The 19192-nt window shown below is 74.0% G+C and carries 14 protein-coding genes; 9 read left to right on the top strand and 5 right to left on the bottom strand.

Translation table 11 applies throughout. From position 1 onward, the window contains the following. Positions 1–88: 88 nt before the first annotated feature. Positions 89–1015: a 2-hydroxyacid dehydrogenase gene (locus ACFYON_RS15170; protein WP_355094420.1), complete on the top strand. Its 927-nt coding sequence runs from the start codon at positions 89–91 to the stop codon at positions 1013–1015. A 7-nt stretch (positions 1016–1022) separates the two neighbouring features. Here the strand turns inward: ACFYON_RS15170 and ACFYON_RS15165 are convergent, their stop codons facing one another. Further along, a complete protein-coding gene (locus ACFYON_RS15165) occupies positions 1023–1406 on the bottom strand; it encodes a PH domain-containing protein (protein ID WP_355094418.1) in 384 nt (127 codons plus the stop codon). A gap of 339 nt (positions 1407–1745) precedes the next feature. Between ACFYON_RS15165 and ACFYON_RS15160 the strand changes: the two genes are divergently transcribed. Next, on the top strand, positions 1746–3962 hold the full coding sequence (locus tag ACFYON_RS15160; RefSeq protein WP_387189113.1) for an EAL domain-containing protein: 2217 nt from the start codon (positions 1746–1748) through the stop codon (positions 3960–3962). Positions 3963–3973: 11 nt separating this feature from the next. On the opposite strand, the gene ACFYON_RS15155 is transcribed toward ACFYON_RS15160, so the two are convergent. Continuing rightward, positions 3974–4999 (bottom strand): LacI family DNA-binding transcriptional regulator, encoded by a 1026-nt coding sequence (locus ACFYON_RS15155; RefSeq protein ID WP_354865937.1) that lies wholly within the window; start codon positions 4997–4999, stop codon positions 3974–3976. Positions 5000–5261: 262 nt separating this feature from the next. On the opposite strand from ACFYON_RS15155, the gene ACFYON_RS15150 reads away from it, so the two are divergent. From ACFYON_RS15150 to ACFYON_RS15140, 3 genes are read left to right on the top strand one after another with little or no spacing between them, the layout of a single operon-like run. Next, positions 5262–7754: a glycoside hydrolase family 2 protein gene (locus tag ACFYON_RS15150; RefSeq protein ID WP_355094414.1), complete on the top strand. Its 2493-nt coding sequence runs from the start codon at positions 5262–5264 to the stop codon at positions 7752–7754. 29 nt (positions 7755–7783) lie between these two features. Beyond that, entirely contained in the window at positions 7784–8122 is a 339-nt protein-coding gene (locus ACFYON_RS15145; protein WP_184682872.1) for a helix-turn-helix transcriptional regulator, read from the top strand. Beyond that, a complete protein-coding gene (locus ACFYON_RS15140; protein ID WP_387187378.1) occupies positions 8119–9819 on the top strand; it encodes a SulP family inorganic anion transporter in 1701 nt (566 codons plus the stop codon). The genes ACFYON_RS15145 and ACFYON_RS15140 overlap by 4 nt, the downstream gene beginning before the upstream one ends. Here the strand turns inward: ACFYON_RS15140 and ACFYON_RS15135 are convergent. After that, a complete protein-coding gene (locus ACFYON_RS15135) occupies positions 9816–10490 on the bottom strand; it encodes a DUF4386 domain-containing protein (protein WP_387189054.1) in 675 nt (224 codons plus the stop codon). The two genes, ACFYON_RS15140 and ACFYON_RS15135, sit on opposite strands and share 4 nt — an antisense overlap. A gap of 84 nt (positions 10491–10574) precedes the next feature. On the opposite strand from ACFYON_RS15135, the gene ACFYON_RS15130 reads away from it, so the two are divergent. Beyond that, positions 10575–11276 (top strand): TetR/AcrR family transcriptional regulator C-terminal domain-containing protein, encoded by a 702-nt coding sequence (locus ACFYON_RS15130; RefSeq protein ID WP_355096751.1) that lies wholly within the window; start codon positions 10575–10577, stop codon positions 11274–11276. A gap of 116 nt (positions 11277–11392) precedes the next feature. On the opposite strand, the gene ACFYON_RS15125 is transcribed toward ACFYON_RS15130, so the two are convergent. Together ACFYON_RS15125 and ilvD are read right to left on the bottom strand one after the other, a co-directional pair. Then, positions 11393–12115: a hypothetical protein gene (locus ACFYON_RS15125; protein ID WP_387189056.1), complete on the bottom strand. Its 723-nt coding sequence runs from the start codon at positions 12113–12115 to the stop codon at positions 11393–11395. Positions 12116–12176: 61 nt separating this feature from the next. Continuing rightward, positions 12177–14024 (bottom strand): dihydroxy-acid dehydratase, encoded by a 1848-nt coding sequence (ilvD, locus tag ACFYON_RS15120; RefSeq protein WP_387189058.1) that lies wholly within the window; start codon positions 14022–14024, stop codon positions 12177–12179. A gap of 111 nt (positions 14025–14135) precedes the next feature. On the opposite strand from ilvD, the gene ACFYON_RS15115 reads away from it, so the two are divergent. The 3 genes from ACFYON_RS15115 to ilvN all read left to right on the top strand — a co-directional run bounded on the left by ACFYON_RS15115 (position 14136) and on the right by ilvN (position 19161). Continuing rightward, complete coding sequence (locus tag ACFYON_RS15115) at positions 14136–16571, top strand: bifunctional diguanylate cyclase/phosphodiesterase (protein ID WP_354865925.1); 2436 nt, start codon at positions 14136–14138, stop codon at positions 16569–16571. 179 nt (positions 16572–16750) lie between these two features. Beyond that, positions 16751–18646: an acetolactate synthase large subunit gene (locus ACFYON_RS15110; RefSeq protein WP_354865923.1), complete on the top strand. Its 1896-nt coding sequence runs from the start codon at positions 16751–16753 to the stop codon at positions 18644–18646. Beyond that, a complete protein-coding gene (ilvN, locus tag ACFYON_RS15105; RefSeq protein WP_354865921.1) occupies positions 18646–19161 on the top strand; it encodes an acetolactate synthase small subunit in 516 nt (171 codons plus the stop codon). The genes ACFYON_RS15110 and ilvN overlap by 1 nt, the downstream gene beginning before the upstream one ends. Positions 19162–19192: the final 31 nt, after the last annotated feature.

Here is a 19192-nt window from a genome sequence, read left to right as displayed (position 1 = left end):
CCCGCTGGGGCGCCACTCCATTCCCGGCGCGGTGTTCGTCACGGGTCACGCCGCGCCGGGAGGTCCGGGGCCGATATCGTCGGCGGTCGTGAAGGTATGGATCCCGCACTCCGAGGGCCGCAGACTGCTCGGCGAGCTGCCGCCCGGCGTCACCGTGGAGGTGCTGGACGACCCGCGGCGGCTTCCGTCGTCCCCGGCCGCGGTGCGGTTCTGGGTGCCGCCGTTCCTGTCCGGCCCGGACGCCGGCGCGCTCCTTGCCGAGCTGCCCGACGTCGAGGTGGTGCAACTGCTCTCCGCCGGGGCGGACGCCTGGGTGGGCCGGATCCCCGACGGTGTGACGCTCTGCGACGCCCGGGGCGTGCACGACTCGCCCACCGCCGAGTGGGTGGTCGCCGCGATCCTCGCCTCGCTGCGCGGGTTCGCGCCGCTGGCCCGCGCGCAGGCGCGGCGCGAGTGGGCGTACGACGAGGTGGCTCCGACCGACGAGCTGGCCGGCAAGCGGGTGCTGATCGTCGGTGCCGGCTCGATCGGCACCGCGGTACGCGACCGGCTCGCCCCGTTCGAGGTGAGCTTCACGCTGGTGGCCCGTACGCCGCGCCCCGAACAGGGCGTACACGGCGTGGACGAGCTGCCCGCGCTGCTGCCCGAGGCGGACGTGGTGGTGCTGCTGGTGCCGCTGACCGAACAGACCCGGGGCATGGTCGACGAGCGCTTCCTCGCCGCGATGCCGGACGGCGCGCTGCTCGTCAACGCCGCCCGTGGGCCGGTGGCCAGTACGACGGCGCTTGTGGCCGAGCTGACCTCGGGCCGCCTGCGCGTGGCGATGGACGTCACCGACCCGGAGCCACTGCCCGCCGACCATCCCCTGTGGGAGCTGCCGAACGTGCTGCTCACCCCGCACGTCGCCGGCTCGGTACGCGGACTGCTGCCCCGCGCGTACCGGCTGGTGGGTGAGCAGTTGCGCCGGTACGCGGCCGGGGAGGAGCTGACGAACCGGGTGGTCGACGGCTACTGAACTCTGCTTACCGATCGCCTTCGGCGTCCGGTAGCTCCTGCCCGGTGACGGCGATCAGCCGGGGCAGTTCGGTGGCGCGTACCGCAGGCAGCACCACCACCTCGCCGTCGTCGAGCCGGGCGACGGCCCTTCCCCTGCGATCACCGGCGAGTTCGGCGACCCGGTTCCACGGCACCCGGCGCTGCCCGGCGAGCGCCCGCAGCCGCAGCTCGCGGGCGTCGGCATCGGTGCCGGCCCGCCACGCCCAGACCACGACGGCGAGCGGCACGAGCAACACCCAGAGCAGCCACCAGCGGGCACTGGCCACTGGCAGCGCGCCGATGGTGGCGACGATCGCGGCGACCAGGATGGCCTGGTTGTGACGGAAACGGACGGTATCGGCGCGGCTCACCCCCCGATGATCCCATCCGGCCAGCCCACGCCGCCCCGCGGGCGTCTCTCTCCCCGACCTCCGGCCGGTGATCTTGGAGAGAGCGTCGCGGGCTCGGGGAGCTGGCGTGACTATTGATGTGATGGATGTCACTGGTGCGGTGACGTCACCGGGTGCTTCCGGGATCGTTTCTAGGCGTGGCCGCAGTGGTCCCCGCCGATGCGTCCTCGCCCGCCCGACACCGCACGTCGTACCGCGTACCGCAACCGCACCGCCCCGTGCCCCCTCACGAAGGCGACCGCCGTGCCCGTCCCCCCTCCCGCCGTCCTGCGCCTGCGGACAGCCCTGCCCGATGTCGCCGTGTCGCTCGCCGGCGCGGCCTTTCTCCTGGCCGGCGTCGCCGGTGCCCTGCCCGGTCCGGCAGCCGCCGCGCTCGCCGTCGCCGGAGGCTTCGCCCTCGCCTGTGTCCGGCTCGCCTGGCTGGCCGGAGCCGCCCCGGCAGACGAAGCGCCGGACCTCGCCGTGACGCACGGCGCGACGGCGCTCGCCCCGGTGACCGGGCGGCGGGCTCGCCGGGCCGCGCTGTCGCGCCGGGTCGCCGCGATCCTGGACGCCGCCGTCCTGGTCGCCGGGCTCACCGTCGCGGTGCTGCCGCTGAGCGACCCCGCGCATCGGCTGCCGATCGCACTGGCCGGGCTCTGCCTCACCGGTCCGCTGCACGTGACGGCCCTACTGCGCCTGCCCGGTCGGTCCCGGCTGTCCGGTCCGGAGCTGGTGCGCCGTACCGTCGACGTGCTCGCGCTCGGCGTCAGCCTGGTCTTCGCGGGCTGGATGCTGCTGCCCGGCGGTCCGGTGCCGGCCGTCGCCGGGGTCGCCGCGCCGGTCGGCGCGGTGGTGCTCGCCGTCCTGGCGGTGGCGGCGCTCGCCGAACGCCGCCGCCGGCCGGGCTCCGCCTGCTGCCACGCCGGAGCCGCGCTGACGCTCGGCGGGCTGACGCTACTCGTGGTGCTGCTCGCGTACGACGCGCCGGACCGGGCGCTGCCGATCGTCGCGGCGCCGCTGGTGGCCGGAGCGCTGCTCACAGCGGCCGGCGTCCGGCGTACCTCAGGCGGTGAACGGCCGGACCGGGACGTGGCGCCGGCCGCGTGGCCCCGCCTCACCGCGCCGGCCGGGGTCGCCGCGCTGGCCGCCGGGATCCACCTGGGTGCGGCCGGGGAGTTCAGCACCGGCGCGATGGCTCTGGGGCTGGCCGTCATCCCGCCGATCATGGTGGGTGAGCTGCTCGCCGCCGCCGACCAGCGCCGCCGGGTGCAGCGGTTCGCGGCCCGCGAGGCGTGGTTGCGGCGCCGGCTCGGCCCGGCCGCCGGGACGGCCGGGCCCGTGCTGCTGACACGTGCCGATCTGGTCCGGACGATGGCGCACCGCAGCGGCGGCGCCCTGCTCGTCGTCGACCTGCACGGTACGGGCGGGCCGGTGCTCACCGAGGCCGTACGCCGGCTGCGGGCGGGCGCCGAGCCGGACGATCTGGTCGCCCGGCTCGGCGACACCGAGTACGCGGTCCTCACCGACCTCGGTCCGGTGCTCGCGTACGCGCTCGGCCTGCGGCTGCTGGCGGCGTTGGCCGAGCCGTACCCCCGGCCCGGCGGGGTCGTCCGGCTGGGGGTGAGCGTCGGGCTGGCCGAGACCAGCGGCGGCGATCCGGAGGACGTGCTGCGCCAGGCGGACCTGGCCCGCCGCCGGGCGGTGCAGCTCGGCCGGGACCGGGTCGAGTGGTACGACGCCTACCTGGAGGAGCAACTGGTCCGCCGCCTGGACCTCGAGCGGGAGCTACCCGGCGCGGTGGCGCGCGGTGAGCTGGACCTGGTCTACCAGCCGGTGGTGGCGCTGGCGGACCGGATGCCGGTGGGCACCGAGGCGTTTCTGCGCTGGCGCAGCCCGGCGCTGGGCACCGTGCTGCCGGCCGAGCTGCTCCCGGTGGCGGCCGATCTCGATCTGACCGGCGAGATCGGGCGGTGGGTGCTGGACCGGGCCTGCCGCCAGCTCGCGGCGTGGTCGGAGGGCGGTCGCGAGTTGTGGATGGCGGTGAACGTGACGCCGCGGGAGCTGGTCGCGCCGGACTTCGTGGCGCGTACCGCCACCGCGCTGGCCGCGTACGACGTGGTGCCGGACCGGCTGGTGGTGGAGGTGTCCGAGCCGGTGGTGGGCGCCGAGTTGTCCACCGTGGTGCCCCGGCTGGCCGGTCTGCGGTCGATCGGCGTGCGGATCGCGCTCGACGACTTCCGGGCCGAGCACGCCTCGCTCGCTCAGCTCCGCCGGCTGCCGATCGACATGCTCAAGGTGGGGCCGCACCTGGTCGGTGCGGGCGGGGACGGGCGACGTCCGCTGATCGACGTGGTGGCGAACCTGGCCGACCGCCTCGGCGTGGAGCTGGTGGTGGAGGAGCTGGAGTCGGAGGGGCAGGTGGCCGGCGCGCGGCGGGCCGGCTGCCGGTACGGCCAGGGGTTCGCGCTGGCCCGCCCGGCGACCGCCGAGCGGGTCGAGGCGTGGTTCGAGGAGTACCCGTCCACCACCCGCTGAACTGAATCGGTTCAGCGGCTCGTCGGCCGCGGCGGGGCGGTGCTGCCGCGCGGCGTCAGGTGCGCCGTCTCGTCCTGCACGACGGCGGCCGGCTCACCCGCGATGACTGCGAGGAGCCGCCGGGCGGCGTGCGCACCGTACGCCGGGATGTCCCGGCCCAGCGCGGTGAGTGGCGGGTGCACCAGCCGGCAGAGCGGCGAGTCGTCCCAGGCCACGATGGACAGGTCGCCGGGCACGGTCAGGCCCATCTCCTGCGCCACGGAGAGTCCGGCGATCGCCATCACGTCGTTGTCGTAGATCACCGCGGTCGGCCGGCCGGGGGAGCTGAGCAGCCGGCGGGTGGCCCGCGCGCCCTCCTCTCCGGTGTAGTCGGACGAGACGGTGGTCGCCTCGTTGAGCCCGAGCCGCCGGCACACGTCCGTGAACGCCTCGGTGCGGATCTCGGTGTGCAGCAGCGAGGGCAGCCCGCCCACCCGGGCGATGCGCCGGTGGCCGAGCGCGACCAGGTACTCCACCGTCTCGGCCAGAGCCGCCGCGTCGTCGGCCCAGACGCTGGCCAGGCCGCCGGTGTGCCCGGGCCCGCCGATCACCACGGCCGGCAGTCGCAGTTCCTCCAGCGCCGGCACGCGCCGGTCGTCGGTGCGCAGGTCGCAGACGAGCACGCCGTCCACCCGGCGTTCGGCCCACCACCGCCGGTAGACCGCGATCTCGGCGTCCTGGTCGCTGACCACCTGGAGCGTCAGCGCGTACGAGCGGGCCGACAGTTCGGCCTCGACGCCGCTGATCAGCTCCATGAAGAACGGCTCGATGCCGAGTATCCGCGCGGGCCGGCACAGCGCCAGCCCGACCGCCTTGGCGGTGGCGCCCGACAGCGCGCGGGCGGCGCTGCTCGGGCGGAAACCGATCTCGGTGGCGATGGCGAGGATCCGCTGCCGGGTCGCCTCGGAGACACCGGGCTGGCCGTTGAGCGCGTACGACACCGCGCCCTTGGAGACCCCGGCGCGCCGGGCGACGTCGGCGATGGTCGGCCGCTTCACCGAAGCGTTCCTCCACTGTGTCCGGCCCTCGCGGGCGCTCGGCCGCCGGATCACCGGCCTCTGGTGACGCTACTGCACGCCGCGCCGGGCCGGGGTGCCGTCGGCGGTGGCAGTGGATGGCTCTCCGGCGCTCGCCGCTTGCGCGGTTCAGCCTGGAGCGCCGATCACCGGACGCCCGTTGACAGTCATGAATGAGAACCGTACGGTGGCTTCACTTATCCGGTTCAGTCGTCCGCGGAATCATGGTAGGCGCGGTGAAGTCGTGAGCCGTCGAACGCTGCTGCACGAGGGGTGGACGCTGCGGGCCGTGCCCGGTCCGGCGGCGCCGCCGGAGATCGCCGGGGTGGCGGTGCCGGCGACGGTGCCCGGCTGCGTGCACACCGACCTGCTCGCGGCCGGGCTCATCCCCGACCCGTACCGGGACGACAACGAGAACCGCCTCACCTGGATCGGCCGCACCGACTGGGTCTACCAGACCGCATTCTCCTGGCGGCCCGGCGACGACGAGCGGGTCGACCTGGTCTGCGCCGGCCTGGACACGGTCGCCACAGTGACGCTCAACGGCGTCGAGGTCGGCCGCACCGAGAACCAGCACCGCTCGTACCGCTTCGACGTCCGCGCGCTGCTGCGCCCGGACGGCAACACCCTCGCCGTACGCTTCGACTCCCCCTACCGGTACGCCGAGGCGCACCGGGAGCGGCTCGGCGACCGGCCCAACGCGTACCAGGAGCCGTTCCAGTTCATCCGCAAGACCGCCTGCAACTTCGGCTGGGACTGGGGACCGACGCTCGTCACCGCCGGCATCTGGCGCGACATCGGCCTGCACGCCTGGTCGACCGCCCGGTTCGCGTCGGTCCGGCCGCTGGTCACGGTGGTCGACGGCGTCGGCCGGGTCGAGCTGCACGTCGAGGTCGAACGGGCCGGCGACGAGCCGCTGACCGTCCGCGCCGCCGTCGCCGGGGTCGCGGCCGAGATCGCCGTACCGGCGGGGGAGCGGCCCGCCGTCGTGACGGTCACCGTCGCGGACCCCGCGCTGTGGTGGCCCATCGGGTACGGCGACCAGCCGCGGTACGACCTCGACGTGAGCCTGCACGGCGCCGACGGCCGGGAGCTGGACGCCGCGTCCCGGCGGATCGGGTTCCGCTCGGTACGGCTGGACACCACGCCCGACGCCCACGGCACCCCGTTCGCACTGCACGTCAACGACGTGCCGGTGTTCGTCAGGGGCGTCAACTGGATCCCCGACGACGCGTTTCCCGACCGGGTCACCCGGGAGCGCCTGGCCCAGCGGTTCGCGCAGGCGGCCGGCGCGCACGTCAACCTGCTGCGCGTCTGGGGCGGCGGCCGGTACGAGTCGGACGACTTCTACGACCTGGCCGACGAGTCGGGGTTGCTGGTGCAGCAGGACTTCCTGTTCGCCTGCGCCGCGTACCCGGAGGAGGAGCCGTTCCGCACCGAGGTCGAGGCGGAGGCACGGGAGCAGGTGACCCGGCTGGCCGGGCACCCCTCGCTGGTGCTGTGGACCGGCAACAACGAGAACATCTGGGGCTGGCACGACTGGGACTGGCAGGAGCCCCTGGCCGGGCGCACCTGGGGACGCGGCTACTACCTGGAGCTGCTCCCGGCGATCGTCGGCGAGCTGGATCCGACGGTGCCGTACTGGCCGGGCAGCCCGTGGTCCGGCAGCGAGGAGCTCCACCCCAACGACCCGGCGCACGGCACCACGCACATCTGGGACGTGTGGAACACCGACGACTACACGCGCTACCGGGACTACGTGCCCCGTTTCGTGGCCGAGTTCGGCTACCAGGCGCCGCCCGCGTACGCGACGCTGCGCCGGGCCCTCTCGGACGACCCGCTCGCGCACGACTCGCCCGGCATGGCGCACCACCAGAAGGCCGCCGACGGGGACCGCAAACTCCGGCGCGGGCTCGACGCCCACCTGCCGCCGCCCGCCGACTTCGACGACTGGCACTACCTCACCCAGCTCAACCAGGCCCGCGCCATCCAACTCGGCGTGGAGCACTTCCGCTCGCACCGCCCGGTCTGCGCCGGCACCGTCGTGTGGCAGCTGAACGACTGCTGGCCGGTCACCTCCTGGTCGGCGATCGACGGCGACGGCCGCCGCAAACCCCTGTGGTACGCGCTGCGCCGCGCCTACGCCGACCGGCTGCTCACCGTGCAGCCGCGCGACGGTGGGCCGGCGCTGGTCGCGGTGAACGAGACGGCCGACGCGTGGACCGGTCCGGCCACCGTCACCCGGCTGACAGTCACCGGGGAGCCGAGGGCGAAGACCTCGGTCGACCTCGACGTCCCGGCGTACTCCTCGGTGGTGCTGGCGCTGCCGGCGGAGGTGGCGCGGCCGGACGACGGCCGCGCCGAACTGCTCGTCGCGGACGCCGGGGACGGCGCGGAGCGGGCGCTGTGGTTCTTCGCCGAGGACCGCGACGTGCGGTGGCCGGCGGCGGAGTGGGACGCGAGTGTCGAGCCGGTTGACGGCGGCCTGCGGGTGCGGGTGACCGCGCGGACGGTGCTGCGCGACCTGACGCTGTTCGCGGACCGCCTCGACCCGGCCGCGCAGGTGGACCGGGCGCTGGTGACGCTGCTGCCGGGGGAGAGCGTGACGTTCACCGTGCGCGCCACCCGCCCGCTCGACGCCGCCGCGCTCACCTCCCGACCGGTGCTGCGCTGCGTCAACGACCTCACCCGAGGCGACGCCCATCTCCGTCGATTTGAAGACTTCTGCAAGTGCTAAAGTCTTCAGAGTCGTCGGAGGGTTGAGTCATGTCGGTGCCGCTGTACCAGGCGAAGGCGGAGCTGTTCCGGACCCTCGGGCACCCGGTCCGCATCCGGGTGCTCGAACTGCTCCAGGACGGGCCGAAGCCGGTACGCGACCTGCTCGCCGCCATCGACGTGGAAGCGTCGAACCTCTCCCAGCAGCTCGCCGTGCTGCGCCGCGCCGGCATGGTCACCTCCTACCGGGACGGCCCCCTGGTCATGTACGCGCTCAGCACCCCCGACGTGGCCGATCTGCTCGCCGCCGGGCGGCGCATTCTCGGCGCGGTCCTCACCGACCGGGACGCCCTGCTGGACGAGCTGCGGGCCTCCGGGGCGGACCGGTGAGCACGGCGGCGGCCGGTCGCCTTCGCGCCGCCGAGGTCGTGCGGCAGGCGGGCCGGCTGTTCGGCGGGCTGCTGCCCGGCCGGGCCGACTGGGCGGCCGTGCGCCGCTCGCCCCGGCGCGACCTGCTCGCCGGCCTCACGGTCGCCGTGGTGGCGCTGCCCCTGGCGCTCGCCTTCGGCGTCACCTCCGGGCTCGGCGCTCAGGCCGGCCTGGTCACCGCCGTGGTCGCCGGGGCCGTCGCGGCGATCTTCGGCGGCTCCAACCTCCAGGTCTCCGGCCCCACCGGGGCCATGACCGTCGTGCTGGTGCCGGTGGTGCAGCAGTTCGGCGCCGGTGGCGTGCTGATGGTGGGCGCGCTGGCCGGGCTGATCCTGATCGCGCTCGCCCTGGCCCGCCTCGGCCGGTACGTCCGCTACCTGCCGACTCCGGTGATCGAGGGCTTCACCGCCGGCATCGCCGTCGTCATCGCGCTGCAACAGGTGCCGGCCGCGCTCGGCGTCGCCGGGGCACACGGCGAGAAGGTGTGGGCGGTGGCCGCCGACGCGGTCGCCCGGTTCGCCGCGCATCCCCGGCCCACCGCGATCGCGGTGGCGCTCGGCGTGGCGGCGCTGATGCTGCTCGGCGGCCGGTGGCGGCCCGCCGTGCCGTTCTCCCTGGTCGGGGTGGCCGCCGCCACGATCCTCGCCGAGCTGGCCCCGATCGACCTGGCCCGGATCGGCGAGCTGCCGCAAGGGCTGCCCGCGCCGTCGCTGGCCTTCCTCGACTTCGGCGCGGTGGGCGTGCTGCTGCCGAGCGCCCTCGCCGTGGCCGCGCTCGCCGCCCTGGAGAGTCTGCTCTCCGCCACTGTGGCGGACGGCATGACGGTGGGCGAGCGGCACGACCCCGACCGGGAACTGTTCGGCCAGGGCCTGGCCAACCTCGCCTCCCCGGTGTTCGGCGGCATCCCGGCGACCGCCGCCATCGCCCGTACGGCGGTCAACGTCCGCGCCGGGGCGTCCTCGAAGCTCGCCGCGCTCACCCACGCGGTCGCCCTCGCCGCGATCGTGCTCGCCGCCGCCCCGCTCGTCGGCCGCATCCCGCTGGCCGCCCTGGCCGGGGTGCTGCTCGCCACCACCGTCCGGATGGTGGAGGCGGCCTCCCTGCTGGCGCTGATGCGGGCCACCCGGGCCGATGCGGTGGTGCTGGTGCTGACGTTCGCCGTCACTGTGATCTGGGACCTGGTGACAGCGGTGGTCGTCGGGCTCGCCGTCGCGGTCGTGCTGGCGCTGCGCGCGGTCGCCCGCAGCGCCAGGCTGGAACAGGTGCCGCTGGACACCGGCGAGCACAGCGCCGAGGAGCACGAGCTGCTCGCCGAGCACATCGTGGCGTACCGGCTGGACGGGCCGCTGTTCTTCGCCGCCGCGCACACCTTCCTGCTGGAGCTGGCCGAGGTGGCCGACGTGCGGGTGGTGATCCTGCGGATGTCCCGCGTCTCCACCATCGACGCCACCGGCGCCCAGGTGCTCGGCGACGCCATCGCCCGGCTGCGCGGCCGGGGGATCACGGTGCTGCTCTCCGGCATCACCCCGGGCCACGAGCAGGTGCTCAGCACGCTCGGCGTCGCCGAGGAGCTGCGCCGCGAGGGCCTGGTGTTCGCGGACACCCCGGCCGCGATCCGGTACGCCCGGGATGTCGCCCTCGCCGCGAGCCCCGCCTAGGCTGCGGTCCCTTCGATTGCCCGCCTGCGCACGCCGAAGACGACCAGGTAGCCGAGGATCCACACCTCGCCCACGGTGGCGGGCACCACCAGCAGGTCACCGGCGATGCCGGCGCCGGGGGCGAGGTACGCGACGAATGTCATGAGCTCGTAGCCGACGCCACCGGCGACGAGGACCCAGCCGAGAGGGCGGGGCAGCCAGCCCGACCGGAGCACGCACCAGCCCATCGGCACCAGCCACAGGCCGAAGAAGAGCCCGCCCACCTCCCACAGGTTCCCGCTGACCAGGTAGAGAAGCTGGACGGTGCCGGCGTCGCCCGGCCCGCCGGTCGCCACCCCCAGGGCCGTCGCGAGCACGGCCGCGCTGCCGAGGATCGCGACGGCGTTGACGAGCCCGAAGGCGGCGATGCTGCCCGCGGCGGTGCTGTCGACAGTCCGGAACAGGCGGTGGAACCAGACCGCGGTGAGCGCCTGGGTGAGGACGACCAGCAGTTCGAGGGCGACGCCGACGCGTGCCAGCGACTCGTGGGCGACCAGGTTGGCGAGCGTCGCGCCCGCGTCGTCCGCGTCGAAGATCATCGGGCGGACGGTGAGGAACCCCAGCGCGCCGGTGACGGCGAGTCCGAGGTAGAACAGCCCGGTCACGCGGGCGGTACGGATCAGCTGGTGCATGGCGGCTCCTTGAGGGTGATCGACGTGCCGTGGCTGGTCGCCTTACGCCGTAAGGCCAACCATACGTTGTAAGGTCAAGGGGAGATGGGGAGCCGGATGGGAGCGAGGAAGCCTCGGGAGCCGCTGAGCCGCGAGCGGGCGCTGGCCAGCGCGATCGCCCTTGTCGACGCCGAAGGGATGGCGGCGCTCACGATGCGCCGACTCGCCGCCGAACTCGGCGTCGAGGCCATGTCGCTCTACCACCACCTGCCCGGCAAGGCCGGACTGCTCGACGGCCTCGTCGACGCCGTCGCCGCGGAGATCACCGCAGCCGCCGAGCGGGCCGAGTCGGACGCGCCCGGCGGGGACTGGCGAACCCGGCTGCGGCTGCGCTTCCTCGCCGCGCGCGCGGTCATGCTGCGGCACCCGTGGGCACCCGCGCTGCTCAGCTCCCGCCCGACCGTCCCCGCCGGGGTGTACGCCTACTACGACGGCATTCTCGCCACCCTCGTCGACGGCGGCTTCTCGTACCGGATCGCCCACCGGGCGCTGCACGCGTTCGGCAGCATGGCGCTCGGCTTCGCGCAGGAGGTGTTCCGGCCGGACGCGGGCGGGGCGGCCGACGCCGCAGCCGCGGAAGCGGAGATGATGGCGCTGGCCGAACGGCTGCCGCACCTGGCCGCGATGGTCGCCGCCGAGACGCACGACGCGGCCGATCCGACGCTCGGCTGGTGCGACTCTCAGACCGAGTTCGAGTTCACCCTCGACCTGCTCTTCGACGGCCTCGAACGTCACCTGCCGCGCTGACCCCGGCGGGTTCGGGCGGGTACCAGGGCGGTGAGTGGAACGCCCTGGGTGTCAAACGGTGCCGTAGACACCCATGACGTTCCACCCGACAGCGTTGGTCGGCAGGGCGGCGGGCGCTAGTTGGGCAGGGCGGCGAGGCCGGCCAGCAGCTCCCACCGCTCGGCCTCGGTGAGGACCGCGTACGCCGGCTCGTCGCGGCGGTCGGTGTCCGCCTCGATCGCCGCGCGCTCCGGTCCGTCCGGCAGCGCCCGGATCTCGTCGGCGGTCAGCCCGGCGGCCCGCCACGCGGCCCGGTGGGCGTCTGCGCGGTGGTGCCGCAGCGAGCCCAGCCGGGTGACGAGCAGCAGCGCCGGGGAGGCGTCCTCCGGCTCGTACGGCGGGGACATCGCCCGGAACACCGGCCCGCCGGTGGCCTGCGCGTGCGCCAGCACCCGGTCGGCGAGGTCGGCGAGGCGGGGCACGATGCCCAGGCCGGGCAGCACCCCGGGCAGCATCGCCCACAGTTCCTCGGCGGCCTCGCCGGTGGCCCGCTGCGCGAACAGCGTCAGCTCGCGGCCCAGGTCGGTGAGGTGCCAGGCGCCCTCGCCGTCCCGGACGACGATGCCCTGCGTCAGCTCCTCATCCATGCTGCCGGAGGTGTAGACCAGGCCGTCGGCCAGCGCCTCGGCGGGCATCGGCCGGGCCAGTACGCCGGAGAAGAAGCTGTTCTCCGCGCCGAGTGTGCAGCCCCGCTCGGCGTAGAACGCCTCCATCCGGGCGCGCGCTGCCCAGCGGGCGCCCACGTAGACCCGGTCGATCGCCGGCCGGACCAGTCGCGCGTAGCTCACCGTCGTCCCCACGCCGCCGGACCTTACCGGTGGCGGGCGTAGCGCGGGGCCCCACCAGGGAGCCCCGCGCTGCTCAGTCGGGGACGCGGCGGTAGGCGCCGTCGCTGGCCGAGGTCGCCATCGACGCGTACGCGCGCAGCGCCGCCGACACCGGGCGCTGCCTGTCGATCGGGGTGTACGGGCGGTCCCGCTTCTCCTCGGCCACCCGGCGCGCCTCCAGCTCGTCGGCGGGCACGTTCAGCTCGATCGACCGGCCCGGGATGTCGATGACGATCTCGTCGCCGTCGCGGACCAGCGCGATCAGCCCGCCGGAGGCCGCCTCGGGAGACACGTGCCCGATGGACAGGCCGGAGGTGCCGCCGGAGAACCGGCCGTCGGTCAGCAGCGCGCAGGAGCGGCCAAGCCCACGGCCCTTGAGGAACGAGGTGGGGTAGAGCATCTCTTGCATGCCGGGGCCGCCCTTCGGGCCCTCGTACCGGATCACCACCACGTCCCCGGCGACGATCTCCTTGGCGAGGATCGCGGTCACCGCGTCGTCCTGCGACTCGTAGACCTTGGCCGGGCCGCGGAACGTCAGGCACTCCTCGGGCACACCGGCGGTCTTCACCACGCAGCCGGCCGGCGCGAGGTTGCCGTGCAGGATGGCCAGCCCGCCGTCCGCGCTGTACGCGTGCTCGCGGTCCCTGATGCAGCCGCCGGCCGCGTCGGTGTCCAGCGACGACCAGCGGTTGGCGGTGGAGAACGGCTCGGTGGTGCGCACGCCGCCCGGGGCGGCGTGGAACAGCTCGATCGCCTCCGGCCGGGCCGAGCCGCCGCGCACGTCCCAGTCGGCCAGCCACTTGTCGAGGCCGGGGGAGTGCACCGCCCGCACGTCACGGTGCAGCAGCCCGGCGCGGTCCAGCTCGCCGAGGATGGCCGGGATGCCGCCGGCCCGGTGCACGTCCTCCATGTGGTAGTTTGGCGAGTTCGGGGCGACCTTGGCCAGGCACGGCACCCGGCGGGAGATCTCGTCGATGTCGCCCACGCCGAAGTCCAGCTCCGCCTCGCGGGCGGCGGCGAGCAGGTGCAGCACGGTGTTCGTCGAGCCGCCCATGGCCACGTCGAGGGCGATCGCGTTCTCGAACGCCTCCCGGCCGGCGATCGAGCGCGGCAGCACCGAGGCGTCGTCCTGCTCGTACCACTGCTTGGCGATCTCGACGACGGTGCGCCCGGCCTCGACGAACAGCGACCGGCGCGCGGCGTGGGTGGCGAGCGTCGAGCCGTTGCCAGGCAGCGCCAGGCCGATGGCCTCGGTGAGGCAGTTCATCGAGTTGGCGGTGAACATGCCGGAGCAGGAGCCGCAGGTCGGGCACGCGGACCGCTCGATCTCGCCGAGCTGGTCGTCGGTGACCGCCTCGTTCGAGGAGGCGATCATGGCGTCGATCAGGTCGATCTTGGAGTGCACGACGCCCTCGATCGCCACCGTCTTGCCGGCCTCCATCGGGCCCCCGGAGACGAAGACGGTCGGGATGTTGAGCCGCAGCGCGGCCAGCAGCATCCCGGGGGTGATCTTGTCGCAGTTGGAGATGCAGACCAGGGCGTCCGCGCAGTGCGCGTTGACCATGTACTCCACCGCGTCGGCGATCAGCTCCCGGCTGGGCAGCGAGTAGAGCATGCCGCCGTGGCCCATGGCGATGCCGTCGTCCACGGCGATCGTGTTGAACTCCCGGCCGACGCCGCCGGCCTCGGCCACCGCGTCGGCGACCAGGCCGCCGAGGTCCTTGAGGTGGACGTGGCCAGGCACGAACTGGGTGAAACTGTTCGCGATGGCGACGATCGGCTTGCCGAAGTCGTCGTCGGTCATCCCGGTGGCCCGCCACAGGGCCCGGGCGCCGGCCATCGTCCGACCGTGGGTGGAGGTCCTCGACCGCAGCTCAGGCATGAGAACCAGTCTGACACCATCCGCGCGGCGATCCGGCGGCGCGCACCCCCGTGTCCCAACAGTTGCACACCCGGTGCCCCACGGGAGGCGCTCATCCGGCAGAGTTGACGCGTGCAGTCGTCCCCGGGGATGGTCACCGTCGCGGCGCTGAGCGGGGTCGCCGCGGCCGCCGCCACGGTGCTGCTCGCCGTGTCCGCGCGGCGCCGCACCGGCCCCCGCGGGCCGGCCCACCTGCTGCTGGCGCTCGCCGCCGGGGCGGCCCTGCTCAGCCTGCTGATCGGCCTCGGCGGTTTGCTGGCCGCCGGGGACCACTGGGCGCACCGGCAGGGCCAGCGGACCGTGTGGGCGGTCCTCGTCGCCGTCGGCACGACGCTCGCCGCGCTCGGTCTCGGCGCCGCCGTGCTGCGGCTGCCCGGCGCCGCCGCGACCCGGGCCGCCACCGCCCGGCTGCTGCTCGACGGCCTGATCATGGGCTGCGCGCTCTGGTTCGTCGGCTGGGTGGCGGTCAGCGAACCGACCCGGCTGCTCGGTGACGCGACTCCGGTCGCCTGCCTGCCGATCGTGCTGGCGACGGTGAGCGCGGCGCTCACCATCGGGCTCACGGTGATCGTCGTGCTGCGGGTCGCGCCGCCGCGCGGGTGGCTGACGCTGCTCGCCGCCGCGGCGACAGCGGTGGCGGCCGGCGGGCTGGCCGTGGCCGCCGGGCTCTGCCAGGCCGGCCCGGGCATGGTGCTCACCGGCGCCGTGCTGACCGCCGCCGGCCTGCTGGCCACCGCCGTCGCCGGGCGCCGCGCCGACCTGACGCAGCTCGACGTCGGCTTCATCCGCCGCGACGGCGAGTACGCCTTCGTGCCGATGTTCGCCTTGGCCACCTCCGCGATGTACCACCTGGTGCAGGGCGGCGGATTCGACGGGTACGCCATCGTGGCCGGCACCGTCGAGGGGTTCGCCCTGGTGACCCGGCAGTACCTGGCCCTGAACGACGTACGCGGCTACGCCGTCCGGCTGGCCGAGCGGGAGGCGCACTTCCGCGAGCTGGCGCACACCGACCCGCTCACCGGGCTGGCGAACCGGCGCGGGCTGCTGCGTGCCCTGCACCGCTGCGCCGAGTTGGGCCGCCCGTGCGTGCTGCTCGGGCTCGACCTCGACGGCTTCAAGAACGTCAACGACATGTACGGGCACGATGTGGGCGACGCGGTGCTGGTCGAGGTGGGGCGGCGGCTGCGGGGCAACCTGCGCCCGGGTGACCTGGCCGCCCGGCTCGGTGGTGACGAGTTCGCGGTGCTGATGCCCGGGCCGGTCGATCCGGGCCCGGTCGCCGACCGCCTGCTCGGGGTGCTCGGCCGCCCTTACGAGCAGGGGGACGGGCCGGTCTTCCTGTCGGTGAGCATCGGGGTGGCCGCCGGCCAGGGGGAGCAGGACGTCGAGCTGCTGCTGCGCAACGCCGACCTGGCGCTGCGCTACGCCAAGCAGCGGGGCAAGAACCGGATCGAGCGCTACGACGCCACGTACGACCAGTTGCTGAGCCGGCGCACCCGGATGGAGCACGAGCTGCGCGGCGCGATCGAGCGCGACGAGCTGCGGCTGGTCTTCCAGCCGGTGGCCTCGCTGCCGTCGGTGCGACCGGTCGGCGCGGAGGCGCTGCTGCGCTGGCGGCACCCGGAGCTGGGCAACGTGCGGCCGGACGAGTTCATCCCGCTGGCCGAGGAGTGCGGGATGATCGCCAAGCTCGGCGCGTGGGTGCTGCACCAGGCCTGCTACCAGCTCTCCCGCTGGCTGGCCGACGGGCACGACGTCTGGGTGTCGGTGAACGTCTCACCGCGCGAGCTGCACGCCCCGGAGTACGTGGTCCAGGTCGCCGACGCGCTGCGTGCGCACCACGTACCGCCGCAACGGCTGGTGCTGGAGGTGACCGAGCACGCGGTCGCCACCGATCTGGACGAGCTGATCCGGCGGCTCACCGCGCTGCGGCTGACCGGCGTCCGGATCGCGCTGGACGACTTCGGCGCCGGTTACTCGTCGCTCGGGCAGCTCCGGCGGCTGCCGATCGACATCCTCAAGATCGATCACAGTCTGGTCGCCGAGCACGAGCCGGTCCGGCCGGTCGGGCGGGACGGCCCGGCGTTCGCCCCGATGGTCGACATCGTCATGCGCCTGGGTCACCAGCTCGGGCTGGAGGTGATCGCCGAGGGCGTCACCAACCCTGCCGAGCTGGCCGCGGTGGTGGCCGCCGGCTGCCGGTTCGGCCAGGGCGCGTTGTTCGGCTGGGGCGTACCGGCCGAGCACCTGGAGGCGATGCTGGAGGCGGCGACAGCGCCCGGCAACCGGCACACGGCGATGCCGCCGGCGCCGCCCGCCCCACCGGCGCGCACCCCGTCTCCGCTGCTGCCCCGGCTGCGCGACAACCCGCCCGCCCCGCGTCCCTCGATGGAAGGATCTTCGCAGGTGGCACCGGGTGCGGAGAGGGTGCCGACGGTCGACACGTCCACGTCCGTGAACCAAAATGTGGGATCAGTTGACTCATCGCGTGAGATGCGTCAGGCTTAGCCGCATGTCGTCGAACCGGTCGCCGCGAGTACTTACCTGAGCGCACTCTCCCACCGAGAGTGCGCTGGCCCCGTGCATCCTGCACGAGGGCTTTTTTGTTGCCGTCGGACCACCGCGGGACCTCCGCGTCCCATCCTGAGAAGCGCGTCACCCACTGACTTCCGAAGGCTTGAACCGCCATGACGAGACCCACGCCAGAGACCCTCGCCCACTCCGCCCGCCGGGCCCGCTCCGGCACCGGCGCGGCCGGTGACTCCGACCCCGCCGCCCGCCCCGGCCGTGCCGTTCCGGCGGCCGCGCACGCCGAGACGCCCGTACGGGAGCCCGTCACCGCGCAGGTCTCGGGCGCCGGTTCGCTCGTGCGGTCGCTCGAGGCGCTCGGCGTCGACGTGGTCTTCGGCATTCCGGGTGGCGCGATCCTGCCCGCCTACGACCCGCTGTACGACTCCACGGTCCGGCACATCCTGGTCCGCCACGAGCAGGGCGCCGGGCACGCGGCCACCGGGTACGCGCAGGCCACCGGCCGGGTCGGTGTGTGCATCGCCACCTCCGGACCGGGCGCGACGAACCTGGTCACCCCGATCGCCGACGCGTACATGGACTCGGTGCCGATTGTGGCGATCACCGGTCAGGTGGCCCGGCCGTCGATCGGCACCGACGCCTTCCAGGAGGCCGACATCCAGGGCATCACGCTGCCGGTCACCAAGCACAACTTCCTGGTGCAGACCGCCGACGAGATCCCCCGGGTGCTGGCCGAGGCGTTCCACCTGGCCGCGACCGGCCGCCCCGGCCCGGTGCTCGTCGACATCCCCAAGGACGTGCTCCAGGCGCCGGCGACCTTCTCCTGGCCGCCCACGCTCGACCTGCCCGGCTACCGGCCCACGCTGCACCCGCACGGCAAGCAGATCCGCGAGGCGGCACGGCTGATGACCGGCGCCCGTCGTCCGGTCCTCTACGTCGGCGGCGGCGTGCTCAAGGCCGGCGCCACCGAGGGACTGCGCAAGCTGGCCGAGCAGACCGGCATCCCGGTGGTCACCACGCTGATGGCGCTCGGGGCGTTCCCCGACTCGCACCGCCAGCACCTGGGCATGCCCGGCATGCACGGCACCGTCGCCGCCGTTTACGGCCTGCAGAAGGCCGACCTGATCGTGGCGCTGGGCGCCCGCTTCGACGACCGGGTGACCGGCCGGCTGGACTCGTTCGCGCCGGACGCGACAGTGGTGCACGCCGACATCGACCCGGCCGAGATCGGCAAGAACCGGCACGCCGACGTCCCGATCGTGGGTGACGCGCGGCACGTGATCGACGAGCTGATCGTGGCGGTCACCGCCGAGCAGGCCGCCCATCCGTCGGTGGACCTGACCGACTGGTGGGCCCAGCTCGACGACCTGCGCGAGCGGTACCCGCTCGGCTTCGAGGAGCCGGCCGACGGCACGCTCTCGCCGCAGTACGTGATCGAGCGACTGGGCGAGATCGCCGGCCCGGACGCGGTCTACGTGGCGGGCGTCGGCCAGCACCAGATGTGGGCCAGCCAGTTCATCTCGTACGAGAAGCCGAACACCTGGCTCAACTCCGGTGGCCTGGGCACCATGGGCTACGCGGTCCCGGCCGCCATGGGCGCGAAGGTCGGCAGGCCGGACACCACCGTGTGGGCGGTCGACGGCGACGGCTGCTTCCAGATGACCAACCAGGAGCTGGCCACCTGCGCGCTGGAGGGCGTCCCGATCAAGGTCGCCGTGATCAACAACGGCAACCTCGGCATGGTGCGGCAGTGGCAGACCCTGTTCTACGGGGAGCGCTACTCCAACACCGAGCTGGGCACGCACAAGCACCGCATCCCGGACTTCGTCAAGCTCGCCGAGGCGCTCGGCTGCGTCGGGCTGCGCTGCGAGAACGCCGCCGACGTGGACAAGACCATCGAGGCGGCCATGGCGATCAACGACGCGCCGGTGGTCATCGACTTCGTGGTCGGCAAGGACGCGATGGTGTGGCCGATGGTCGCCGCCGGCACCAGCAACGACGAGATCATGTTCGCCAGGGGTGTGCGCCCCGCCTTCGACGAGGACGAACTCTAATGACTATGCACACGCTGTCCGTGCTGGTGGAGAACAAGCCGGGTGTCCTGGCCCGGGTCTCCGGGCTGTTCTCCCGGCGCGGGTTCAACATCGACAGCCTCGCCGTCGGCGAGACCGAGAACCCGGACGTCTCCCGCATCACCATCGTGGTCAACGCCGAGTCCTCGCCGCTGGAGCAGGTGACCAAGCAGCTCAACAAGCTGGTCAACGTACTCAAGATCGTGGAACTGGACCCGCAGGTGTCGGTGGCCCGGGAGCTGCTGCTGGTCAAGGTCCGCGCGGACCGCACCGCCCGCGCCCAGGTGCTGGAGACGGTCGGCCTGTTCCGCGCGAGGGTGGTCGACGTCGCGCCCGACACGCTGACAGTCGAGGCCACCGGTACGCCGGACAAGCTCGACGCGCTGCTGCGCGACCTGGAGCCGTTCGGCATCAAGGAGATGGTCCAGTCCGGCACCGTGGCGATCGGGCGGGGTTCGCGGGCCATCACCGCCGGACCGTCCCTGCGCGCCGCCTGATCCGTACCCACAAGTTTTTCGACGGGCCGAC

It is taken from the genome of Micromonospora sp. NPDC005686 (genome assembly GCF_042871665.1).
In the GTDB taxonomy this organism is placed as follows: Bacteria; Actinomycetota; Actinomycetes; order Mycobacteriales; family Micromonosporaceae; genus Micromonospora.
This window is presented reverse-complemented; position numbering and strand designations above follow the sequence as displayed.